The organism is Staphylococcus sp. NAM3COL9, assembly GCF_001431205.1.
Classification (GTDB): Bacteria; Bacillota; Bacilli; order Staphylococcales; family Staphylococcaceae; genus Staphylococcus.
The window spans coordinates 625,831-637,823 of record NZ_LGPC01000011.1 but is presented as its reverse complement, the minus strand read 5'-3'; the positions used below and the strand labels follow the sequence as shown (position 1 = coordinate 637,823).

Genomic DNA, 11,993 nt, shown 5'->3' with positions numbered 1-11,993 from the left:
ATGCCAATCTATTAGCTTTCTAATAGATTGGCATTTTTAATTTATGAATGAGATATTTAGCTTCCAAGTTCTTTTGTGATGATTCAATATTTAGATATTGTAGTTTGAATTACTATTAATATCGAGTTCAACGCTTCGTATCAAATTAAATCCTTCAATTTGATATAAAGCATCAATGACATCTGGTGTAACAGGGTGGTCGATTGATAATACCATTAGGGCATTACCACCTTGGTTTGTACGACCAAGATGCATTGAAGCGATATTGATATCATAAGTACCAAGAATTTGTCCTGTACGGCCTACAATGCCTGGTCTATCGTTATGATTTATTACTAGTTGGTGACGTTCAGGTTTAAAGTCTACTGGATAATCATTTATACGTACGATTCTTGGACCATAACCATTGAGTACAGTTGCACCAATTTTAATTTGAGTATCTTTATTGATTAATGTTAATTCTATATAGTTACTAAAACCTCGATGTTTTGTGTTTTTTTCAATATTATAAGACACACCTTGTTCATTTAAGAGTACTAAAGCATTGATTAAGTTTACACGTTCTGCTAAATCTTGACGTAAGACACCAGATACAAGTGTTCTTGTAATCAAACTTGTATCATCTAATGCAATGTCACCTTCGTATTTGATTTGTAGTTCGCGCGGTGCTTTTTCAAGTAATTGAATACCCACTTCACCTGTCATTTTACTTAATTCAATATAAGGTTTCAATTCATCATTGATTTCACTGTAAGTCATTTTTGGTGCGTTAATCGCATTTAAGACGTTACCATTTTCAAAAATATCAACGATTTCATTAGCTACTGAAACAGCTACTTTTTCTTGTGCTTCAACAGTCGATGCACCTAGATGTGGCGTAACAATAATTTTATCGTGATTAACAAGAGGGGACTCAGTTGCTGGTTCGCTTTCAAATACATCTATTGCTGCACTTTGAATTTGATCATTGTTCAAAGCGTCTAATAGCGCTGCTTCATCAATGATACCACCACGCGCTACGTTAATAATTTGTAACGTTGGTTTTGCTTTTTCGAAAAAGTCTTTACCAACGATACCTTTAGTTTTCGGAGTTAATGGTGTGTGTACAGTAACGAAGTCTGCTTGTTCAGCAATTTCTTCAACTGTTGCACGTGTTACATTTAGTTCCTTTGCTTTATCTTCAGATAAGTAAGGGTCAAAAGCTAGGATATGCATACCGAAACTTTGCGCACGTTTTGCAACACCTAAACCAATTCTACCAGCGCCTATGACACCAAGCGTTTTATTATAAAGTTCTGTACCTCTATACGTTTTACGGTCCCATTTTCCATTTTTCAATGATTGATGTGCTTGTGGGATATTACGCGCCATTGATAAAATCATAGCCATAGAGTGTTCAGTTGCAGAGATTGTATTACCATCGGGTGCATTAATTACAATAACACCATTTTTGGTAGCTGCATCGACATCAATATTGTCAACGCCGACCCCAGCTCTAGCAATAACTTTTAGATTTGGAGCTGCTTCAATCATTTCTGCAGTCACTTGTGTCTGGCTTCTAACGATTAAGCCTTGGAAGTCACTAATTTTTTCAACGAGTTCGCTTTCATTTAATTCTGTATTGATTTCGACTTCGAAGTCATTATGGTCAATTAAACTTTTTAAACCTTCTGGTGAGATTGGATCAGATACTAAAATTTTATACATATGCTTTTACGACCTCCATGTACTGAGTAATTGCTGTACCAATATATGATTCTTTTCTAAATTCTGTTAACAGAATTTCTAATGCTGATACGACTTGTAAAATATCAAATGGTGAAATTTGACCCATATGGCCTATACGTAGAATTTCTCCTTTTAGATGACCTTGTCCACCTGCAATTGTTATAGCAAAACGGTTTTTAAGTTCTTTTTTAATGAAGTTGAGTTCTTCTTTTGATTTAGGCACAAAAGCAGTAACAGTAGGTGAGGCATACTCATCTTGGACTAATAAATCTAAATCTAATGATTTGAGTGATTGTCTTAAAGCATCACGTATTGCGTAGTGACGTGCAATAACTTGGTCAAATCCTTCTTGTTCAACTAACTTGGCATATGCATTTACACCTCTAAATAACGAAACGTTTGGTGTGAAAGGTGTTGAATTTGCTTCTAATGATTTCAAATATTTATTTAAATCTAAATAAAATCTCGGTGTCGTGACTTGGCTAAAACGTTCTTTAGCACGATCATTATAAGCTACAAACGCCAAACCAGGAGGCAACATAATAGCTTTTTGACTACCAGAAATAAGAACATCAATCTGATCACGTTGTAAGTCTACATCAACTGCACCGATACAGCTCACACCGTCAACGATAAAGTAAATGGATTCGTCGTACGCTTTAAGTGCATGACCTAATTCATTGACAGGGTGCAAAACTGCAGTGGATGTTTCACAATATTGACTATAAACTGCTGTAATATCTGTGTTCAATGTTTTTAAAAAGTCTATAAATTCAGGCACGTTTACAGCTTTGCCCCATTCAACTTCAAAAATATGTACGTTATCGTAGTATGTTTCAGCAATTTGTTTGAAACGATTACCGAAAGCACCTGAAACAATGATAACAATGTCGTCGTCAGGATTTGCAATATTTAACATACTTGCTTCTAAGGAACTTGTCCCGCTAGAAGTTAATATCATTACGTCATTTTGCGCACCAAATATTGGTTTTAGCGCACGAAACGCTTCTTCAGCAATTGTTTCAAAGTCACTTGATCTGTGTCCGACCATTGGTGACTGTATTGCGTGTAGAATTTCTTCTGGTACTGGCGTTGGTCCTGGTGTAAGTAACATAGGACGATAATATTTCATATGTGATTCCCCCATTGCTTATGATTGTCTTAGTTTAGCAAATTTTCAGAAAATATAAAAGCGCAAAAGTTAAAAGAGAATGTAAATAAATAAAATAAAATATCATGAAAGGGCATACATTGTTATCGCATTCATATTCCGTCATATATAAAATTATTTCAAATTATTTTATTTTTGGTTCTATTTTTACAGTAACATTACCTTTAATTGAGTTTGAAATCATACAATTATTGTCCGCAACCTTTAAGAGTTTAGGCAATTTTCTAATTAAACTATCTTTTTGTTCAGTTTCAACTTCAATAACAGGGTAGTGGATAATGTTGTCCATACGAAATTTTGCGTTTTCAAAAATAGCTGTACCTATAGATGATTGTTGAATTTCTATATTATTAAAACCAGAACGTTCGAGTACAGCTGCAAGTGAAATAATATAGCAAGAAGATGCAGCTGAAACTAATAATTCATCTGGGTTTGTACCAGTTCCATTACCACCTAAACCTGATGGTATAGATATTTGTTCATCTAATACGTCTCCGTTAAGTTGACCTACAGCTTCACGACCACCAAACCATTGTGTGTTTACTTTGAATTCATGTTGAACCATAACGATTGACCTCCAGTTGATTTGTGATAATTTAAGTTTAGATGAAAATGAGATATAAAGAAAGAGGAGAGCGACTTTAATGACAATATATAATACTGACAACAAGCTCATGTTAGTAGCACATCGTGGCATTGCTGCATATTTTCCTGAAAATACGATGAGCGCTTTTAAAGCTGCACTTGTAAGTGATATTGATATATTAGAAATAGATATACACAGGACATTAGACAATCATCTTGTAGTTATTCATGACGATTCGATTGACCGTACTTCTAATGGATCAGGAAAAATCAAGGATATGACTTTAGCAGCATTGCAACAATTTGATTATGGTATAATTAAAGATAGTAAATTTGAAGGAGCAACATTACCAACATTGGATGAAGTAATTAAATTAATCCGAGACTATCCCCAAAAGTTATTAATAGAATTAAAACAACCACAGAATTATCCTGGTATTGAAAGCGAATTAATAGATACGTTAAATGCATGGGGATTACCGAAAGATAAAGTCATTGTACAATCATTCAATCAAAAAAGTATAAAAAAATTTTTTTATATGAATGAAGGATATGAGCTAGGTGTCTTGATTAGTAAAAAGAAGTATTGGTATAAATTACCTCCATTCAAAAGCATTGCGGCCTATGCCAATTATGTGAACCCTAATTATGCATTAGTTACAGAGAAGTTTTTAAAAAGTGCACATCAGTATAGATTGTCAGTGATGCCCTATACAGTTAACGAACATGAACAAGCGAAATCATTACAGGAATTAGGGGTAGACGGACTGATTTCAGATGATCCAAATGAAATTTTATAAAATAAAAATGTCAAAAAAGCTTAAATGAATTTTAAGAATTCGTTTAAGCTTTTTATGGTTTTAATAATGATGAAAGGTATATTATTTAATATGAGATAAATCATTATCGTGATGATTTACCCAATTCTTTTTTAATAACCCCATCACATGACAATCACTATATTCACCACGAGTATAAAAATGTTCTTGTAATGTACCTTCAATTGTGAAGTTTTGTGCTTTATAAATATGAACAGCTTTTTCATTGTTTACATCAACAAATAAATATATTTTGTGGAGATTAAGTACAAGGAACGCATAATCAATAGCCATTTTAAATGCATTTTTGGCATACCCTTTACCACTATATTCGGAATCAATGATAATTTGAATTTCACAGTTACTATGTATAAAGTCAATTTCAACTAATTCGACAACACCGATACGCGTTTGATCTTTTTCAATAATAAATCTACGTTCAGTTTCATCTAACAAATGTTTTTTATATAGTGATTGAAGTTCGCTTAATGATTGGTAGGGCTCTTCAAACCAATAAGACATAATGGAATATTCATTATTTAAGTGATGTACAAAATCTAAATCTGTCTCCTCTAATGCTCTAATAATCAAATCTAACACTCCTTTATTCATAGCATACATTAATTATTATAAGAAAGTAAAAAGATATTGTGCAATGAGTGGGGGAGTCAAAAAGATTTCTATTTATAATTAAATAATTGGATGAAGTTTTTTACTTTATATAGAAATAAAAAAACCAAGAAATCCTCAAAAGGACTTCTTGGTTTGAAATTAAAACGCTTATCTTGAGTAGTACTCAACGATAAGTTGTTCGTTGATTTCAGCAGGTAATTCACTACGTTCAGGGACACGTACATATTTACCTTTTAAGTTGTCTGCATCAAATTCTAAGTACTCAGGTACGAAGTTGTTGATTTCAACAGATTCAGCAATGATATCTAATTTTAAAGATTTTTCACGTACTGAAATTTCTTGACCAGGTTTTAAAGTATATGATGGAATATCAACGCGTTTACCATCTACTAAAATATGACCGTGGTTAACAAGTTGGCGAGCTTGGCGACGCGTACGCGCTAAACCTAATGAATATACAACTGCATCTAAACGAGCAGCTAGTAATTGCATAAAGCTTTCACCATGGACACCATGTTGGTTACCAGCAATTTCAAATGAGTTACGGAATTGTCTTTCAGTCATTCCGTATAAATAACGTAATTTTTGTTTCTCACGTAATTGTAATGCATATTCTGATAATTTTTTACGTTGGTTAGGACCATGTTGGCCTGGAGCGTATGGACGCTTCTCTAATTCTTTACCAGTACCACTTAATGAGATACCTAAACGACGTGATTTTTTCCAGTTCGAACCTCTAAATCGAGCCATAATAGACTCCTCCTTTTTCTTTTTTGTTGTTATGAAAAAACAAAAAAGAGTGTTGCATGCTTATTTGGATATATTGTTTTATGTATCTTCACCTCATAGCTACGGTTACACGACACGTCCGCGTTGGGAACAACATAGAGCCAATTAATACGCAACTGCTAATTTCGTTTATTCACACAAAGAACATTGTACCACGTTATGAATTACTGTCAATAGTAAACGAAGATTCACCTATAGAAAGTAAGCGCTAAACGTTAAGCTATTTGCTGTTCAATAATGCTTATGATTTCTTCTAAAGCAACTTTATCTGTGTTTGAAAAGCGATTTGTAATTGGGGCATCAATATCTAAGACACCAATCACTTGATTGTCTTTATGAATAGGAACAACAATTTCCGACTTACTATTCGCATCACATGCGATGTGTCCTGGGAAAGCATTAACGTCTTCAACGAGTTGTGATTCGTTTAATTCTACAGCCGTGCCACATACGCCTTTGCCGATAGCAATATGCACACAAGCAGGATGACCTTGGAATGGCCCTAAGATTAATTCATTATTTTCCATTAAATAGAAGCCGACCCAATTAATTTGATCTAATGAATCATTTAGTAAAGCAGAGACATTGCTAAGTATAGCTATTAAATTTGATTCATCTTCGATTAGACTAGCAACTTGCTTTTGTAATAAACCGTAATTTGTTTCTTTTACCTCTGTCATATTAATAAAACCTCACTTTTTACTTTTCATTTAGTATAAAGACTGTTTTAATAGTAATCAATCAAATGATTTGTAAGGGCTTTTTTAGTGTCAACATGATACATAATATTAATAGAGATAGATTTACTATGAAATTTAAAATATTATCACCGATTAATTCATTTTCTCTTTTAATGCATGGGTAAATTACGTTATAATGAATAGTGATAAAATAGGAGGAGAAAACATATGGTATTGTATATCATTCTAGCAATTATTGTTATTATACTGATTATTGTCGGTGTATTATTCTATATGCGTTCGAATAAAAGCCAAATGATAGAAAAGGCTGAAGAACGAAAATTACAAGTAGAGCAATTACCCTATGATGAAAGTTTATCTCAATTATCTGATTTAACTTTAACAGGTGAAACAAAATCTACTTATGATAGATTAAAGCAAACGTCATTAGATAGTAAAAATCAATATTTGTTACCAGTAGAAGAAAAGATTCACAATGCGGAAGGTTTACTTGACAAATTTAAATTTTCGCAAGCGCAAACTGAAATTGATGAAGCACACGAATTGATGGATAAATACGAAGAAAACTATAATGTATTAACTACAGATGTCGAAGATATTATGGGAGTACATAAAGAAAGTGATCACTTATATGATGAATGTAAAGTGGATTACCGAGAAATGAAGCGAGACGTGTTAGCCAATAGACATCAGTTCGGTGAAGCAGCAACGCCATTAGAACATGAGATTGAAGCATTCGTGCCTGAAATGGAAAGCTATGAATCATATAAAGCAGAAGGTAATTATATTTACGCACATGAACATATCAAAACTTTAAATGAAGATATGAACTTTTTGAAAAAGGATATGTCAGAAATTCCAGAGTTAATCAGAGAAGCACAAAAAGAATTACCTGGACAGTTCCAAGATATGAAATATGGATGTAGAGATCTCAAAGTAGAGGGTTACGATTTAGATCATGTTAAAATTGATAGTACTCTACAAACGCTTAAAACAGAACTTAGCTTTGTGGAACCGATGATTAGTAGATTGGAACTTGATGAAGCAAATGAAAAATTAAACAATATTAATGATCGACTTGATGAAATGTATGAATTAATTGAGCACGAAGTTAAAGCGAAGAATGAAGTAGAAGAATCAAAAGAAGTCATTACAGATAATTTGTTTAGAGCAAAAGAAATGAATTATACATTACAAACTGAAATTGAATATGTACGTGAAAATTACTACATAAATGAAAGTGATGTACAGAATGTAAGACAGTTTGAAAATGAAATTCAAAACTTAATAGCTGTTTATGATGAAATTCTAAAAGAAATGGCTAAATCTGCAGTACGTTATAGTGAAGTTCAAGATAACTTGAAATATATCGAAGAGCATGTAGCTGTAATTAATGAAAAACAAGAAAAATTACAAAATCACTTAATTCAACTACGCGAAGATGAAGCAGAAGCAGAAGAAAATATTTTACGCGTACAAAGTAAAAAAGAAGAAGTTTATAGAAAATTATTAGCTTCTAACTTACCTAGCGTACCGGAACGTTTCATTATAATGAAAAATGAAATTGATTATGAAGTGCGTGAAGTAAACAAGAAATTCACTGTACGTCCAATACATGTTAAACAATTGAAAGATAAAGTATCTAAAGTAGTACTACAAATGAATAAATTTGAAGATGAAGCTACGGATGTACTCGTTAATGCAGTTTATGCTGAGAAACTTATTGAATATGGTAACCGTTACCGTAAAGATAGTTCGAATATAGATAAAAGCCTTAATGAGGCTGAAAGACTATTTAAAAATAATAGATACAAACGTTCAATTGAAATATCTGAACATGCTTTAGAAAGTGTTGAACCAGGAATTACACAACAAATAGAAGATCAAGTTATTGGTTAAACTATTTAATTATTAAAAAACATGAGTAAGACACGAAATGAATTATGATTTCGTGTCTTTTCTTTTTATTAAAAGCGAGTATAATGCTTAAAGAAGTATTAAATTAATTTTTAAAATTACAGAAAAGTATTGTTGTTAATACAATGATTTAAGTATAAATATAAAATTAGTATCACTTCTTATTATAAGTGTGTATGATAAAATGAAATGGAGTGAAAGAATTGATATATCTTGATAATGCCGCAACTACAAAGCCGAACCAAGACGTGTTGGATACTTATGTAAAAGTAAATCAGTCATTGTATTTTAACCCTAATAGTCCACATCAAGCAGGCTTACAAGCAGACCAATTATTACAACAAACTAAAAAACAAATAAAAGATTTGTTTAATTTAGATAAAAAATTTGATATCGTTTTTACAAGTGGTGCGACTGAATCTAATAATATGGCGCTTAAAGGCGTAGCATATAAGAAAAAAGCGTTTGCTAATGTAATAATCACTTCAGTACTTGAGCATCCTTCTGTATTAGAAGTTGTACGTTCTTTGGAAATAGAAGGGTTTTTTATTAAATATGTTGATGTGAGTGATGATGGACAAATAGATTTGGATCATTTAAAAACATTGATGTCAGATGATGTTGCTATAGTAACCTGTATGCACGTCAATAATATCATGGGACAAATACAGCCTTTAGAGGCAGCAGCAGAAATCGTACATCAATACCCTAAAGCGCATTTTCACGTAGATGCAGTACAAGCAATTGGTAAAGTTCCATTATGCTTTGAAGGTGTAGATACGTTGAGTTTAAGTGGGCATAAATTTCATGGTTTAAAAGGACAAGGTATATTATTTGTTCGAAATATTCATCAACTTGAACCCATTATTCACGGTGGTGGACAAGAATATGGTGTGAGAAGTGGTACAGTTAATTTACCAATGAATATTGCAATTGTTAAAGCAATGAAAGCAGCTGTGAATCATACAGCAGAACTTAACCATACTTTAAGTGAATTCAATGCTGACCTATGCCAATTTCTTACAAGTTTTCAGGGTATTAAACTGAATTCACCCCAAAATTCAGCACCACACATCCTTAATGTAGGGTTACCGGGTGTGAAAGGGGAAGTATTGGTCAATGCATTTTCAAAACATAGCATCATGTTATCTACAACAAGTGCATGTTCATCTAAAAAAGCGAGTCTAAACGAGGTGCTTTTAGCGATGAATGTGCCAAGAAAACAAATTGAAGGTAGTATTAGAATTTCAATGGGAGCCAATACGACTCAAGAAGATATTCAAACATTTAAAGATAATTTTAATAAAGTATATGAAGAAGTAAGGGAGCTGTTAATATGATTTATGATCATATATTAGTAAGGTATGGCGAATTAACATTAAAGGGCGCAAATCGTAAAATGTTCGTGAATAAATTACGCGCAAATGTAAAGCGTTCATTAATGCCTTTACAAGGCTATAAAGTAAAAGCGAATAGGGATAGAATGTATATTGAATTAGATGACGGCGCAGATATAGATGAAATGTGTAATAGACTAAAAAAAGTATTCGGCATTTATTCTATTAGTCCTGTGTTAAAAATTGATAAAACTGTAGAAGCGGCAAATGGACAAGCCATCCAATTTGCAAAAGATTACGCAAACGGAGATACATTTAAAATAGACGTAAAACGTTCAGATAAAAACTTCCCTTATGACACATATCAATTACAACGTGGGATTGGTGCTGCGGTATTAAATGCAACAGAGGATTTGACTGTCGATGTCCACAATCCGGATCACAACATAAAAGTAGAAGTCCGTTTAGATGCTATATATGTTTATGACAAAATAATAGCGGGACTTGGTGGCTTGCCAGTTGGAACGGGTGGCAAAACATTACTTATGCTCTCAGGTGGCATAGATTCTCCTGTAGCAGGTATGGAAGTTATGCGTAGAGGTGCGATGATTGAAGCAATTCATTTTCATAGTCCACCTTTTACAAGTGAAAAAGCTAAAGAAAAAGTTATTGAATTAACACGTATTTTAGCTTCTCATGTAGGGCCAATTAAATTACACATTGTGCCTTTTACAGATTTACAAAAACAAGTTAATAAAGTTGTACATGAACGTTATACAATGACATCTACACGTCGTATGATGATGAGAGTCGCAGACAAACTTCTTCATGAAATTGACGGACATGCCATTGTAAATGGTGAAAATCTTGGTCAAGTTGCGAGTCAAACGTTAAAAAGTATGTACGCGATTAATAGCGTAACTTCAACGCCAGTATTACGTCCATTACTCACATTAGATAAAGAAGATATTGTGAAAAGAGCTAAAGAAATTGGAACTTTTGATGTCTCTATTCAACCTTATGAGGATTGTTGTACTATTTTTACACCAAAAAATCCTGTAACTGAACCTGATATTGAAAAAGTGGAAAAATATGAAAATATTTTTGATTTTGAACCATTGGTACAACAAGCTGTGGATCAAATCGAAACAATAGAAATTTCAAATGACTACCAAAGTGATAAAGACTCAGAGACACAAGCTTTGGCAGACGATTTATTTTAAATATAAGTTTAAATTATAATAAGCATCATTTTAGAAATAGAAAACTTCGTTTTAGATGTTCAATTTATAATGAATAATCGGTTAACATGATTTAAACAGACAGGGGTTGGCGCATGTTAGAGTGGGACATTTCAATTGTAATTATCATCATACTGCTTGGATTTTTAGCAGCGTTTATTGATGCAGTTGTCGGCGGTGGAGGGTTGATTTCTATCCCTGCACTTTTAGCAGTAGGTATGCCACCATCTATGGCGTTAGGTACAAATAAATTAGCCAGTGCATTTGGATCGATGACTAGTGCATTTCGTTTTCTTAGATCAGGCAATATCGATTTGAAAATTGTTGGGAAGTTATTTCCATTTGTATTCCTAATGGCTATGGGTGGTGCGAGTGTTGCGACATTTTTACCGTCTGAACTTTTAAAGCCAGTCGTAATCATTATCTTAACGCTTGTAATGATTTATACATTAATGAAAAAAGATTGGGGTAGTATACGTACTTTTACAAAACTCACTACCGGTAAAGCAATATTATTTGCAGCTTTAATGTGCTTAATTGGTCTATATGATGGATTTTTAGGCGGCGGCACAGGTTCATTTATGCTTTTTGTGTTATTAATGTTTGGATTTGATTTTCTAGGCGCAGCAGGCAATGCTAAAGTATTAAATTTTGCATCCAATTTAGGGGCATTAATATTATTTATTTTCTTAGATCAAGTCGATTATTTTTATGGCTTTATCATGGCTGGCAGTATGATTTGTGGGTCATATTTGGGTGCTTTATTTGCAATTAAAAAAGGCGTTGGTTATGTCAAAGGTCTGTTTATTGTAGTTACTGCTATTTTAATTTTGAAAAATGCGTACGATTATTTAATGCAAATCATGTAGCACTTACAAAAAGTATATTAAAATAAAAATTATATAATAATCTTCTGCAAGAGCTTCAACTCTTGTCTTTCTATTTCTGGTCAGCCTTATAGAAGCGAGAATACGAAATCAAATTTTGACTTTGTATTCTCGCTCTTTTATTTTTATATTTGAGATAAGGTATACATAGCTTAATTGGTTATGGTTAAATTGATGATGGAGTCA

At 32.8% G+C, this 11,993-nt stretch carries 11 protein-coding genes; 5 read left to right on the top strand and 6 right to left on the bottom strand.

The features are described 5' to 3' along the window. Nucleotides 1-90: 90 nt before the first annotated feature. From serA to ACA31_RS05970, 3 genes are all read right to left on the bottom strand, one after another. Nucleotides 91-1,707: a phosphoglycerate dehydrogenase gene (gene serA, locus ACA31_RS05980; RefSeq protein ID WP_057512443.1), complete on the bottom strand. Its 1,617-nt coding sequence runs from the start codon at nt 1,705-1,707 to the stop codon at nt 91-93. Beyond that, nucleotides 1,700-2,860, bottom strand: coding sequence for a pyridoxal-phosphate-dependent aminotransferase family protein (locus tag ACA31_RS05975; protein ID WP_057512442.1), 1,161 nt, complete (start codon nt 2,858-2,860; stop codon nt 1,700-1,702). Before ACA31_RS05975 ends, serA begins: the two co-directional genes overlap by 8 nt. Before the next feature lie 163 nt (nt 2,861-3,023). Next, a complete protein-coding gene (locus ACA31_RS05970) occupies nt 3,024-3,464 on the bottom strand; it encodes an SACOL1771 family peroxiredoxin (RefSeq protein ID WP_057512441.1) in 441 nt (146 codons plus the stop codon). A 79-nt stretch (nt 3,465-3,543) separates the two neighbouring features. Between ACA31_RS05970 and ACA31_RS05965 the strand changes: the two genes are divergently transcribed. After that, a complete protein-coding gene (locus tag ACA31_RS05965; protein WP_057512440.1) occupies nt 3,544-4,284 on the top strand; it encodes a glycerophosphodiester phosphodiesterase in 741 nt (246 codons plus the stop codon). 81 nt (nt 4,285-4,365) lie between these two features. On the opposite strand, the gene ACA31_RS05960 is transcribed toward ACA31_RS05965, so the two are convergent. The 3 genes from ACA31_RS05960 to ACA31_RS05950 all read right to left on the bottom strand — a co-directional run bounded on the left by ACA31_RS05960 (nt 4,366) and on the right by ACA31_RS05950 (nt 6,404). Further along, nucleotides 4,366-4,893, bottom strand: coding sequence for a GNAT family N-acetyltransferase (locus tag ACA31_RS05960; RefSeq protein WP_057512439.1), 528 nt, complete (start codon nt 4,891-4,893; stop codon nt 4,366-4,368). Nucleotides 4,894-5,082: 189 nt separating this feature from the next. Continuing rightward, nucleotides 5,083-5,685 (bottom strand): 30S ribosomal protein S4, encoded by a 603-nt coding sequence (rpsD, locus tag ACA31_RS05955; protein ID WP_057512438.1) that lies wholly within the window; start codon nt 5,683-5,685, stop codon nt 5,083-5,085. Between the two features lie 254 nt (nt 5,686-5,939). Beyond that, nucleotides 5,940-6,404 carry a GAF domain-containing protein gene (locus ACA31_RS05950; protein WP_057512437.1) on the bottom strand — a complete coding sequence of 155 codons (465 nt, stop codon included), beginning with the start codon at nt 6,402-6,404 and terminating at the stop codon, nt 5,940-5,942. A 228-nt stretch (nt 6,405-6,632) separates the two neighbouring features. Between ACA31_RS05950 and ezrA the strand changes: the two genes are divergently transcribed. From ezrA to ACA31_RS05930, 4 genes are all read left to right on the top strand, one after another. Continuing rightward, nucleotides 6,633-8,324 (top strand): septation ring formation regulator EzrA, encoded by a 1,692-nt coding sequence (gene ezrA, locus ACA31_RS05945; protein ID WP_057512436.1) that lies wholly within the window; start codon nt 6,633-6,635, stop codon nt 8,322-8,324. A gap of 221 nt (nt 8,325-8,545) precedes the next feature. After that, entirely contained in the window at nt 8,546-9,682 is a 1,137-nt protein-coding gene (locus ACA31_RS05940) for a cysteine desulfurase family protein (RefSeq protein WP_057512435.1), read from the top strand. After that, complete coding sequence (thiI, locus tag ACA31_RS05935; RefSeq protein WP_057512434.1) at nt 9,679-10,902, top strand: tRNA uracil 4-sulfurtransferase ThiI; 1,224 nt, start codon at nt 9,679-9,681, stop codon at nt 10,900-10,902. Before ACA31_RS05940 ends, thiI begins: the two co-directional genes overlap by 4 nt. A gap of 113 nt (nt 10,903-11,015) precedes the next feature. Next, nucleotides 11,016-11,789 (top strand): sulfite exporter TauE/SafE family protein, encoded by a 774-nt coding sequence (locus ACA31_RS05930; RefSeq protein WP_057512433.1) that lies wholly within the window; start codon nt 11,016-11,018, stop codon nt 11,787-11,789. Nucleotides 11,790-11,993: the final 204 nt, after the last annotated feature.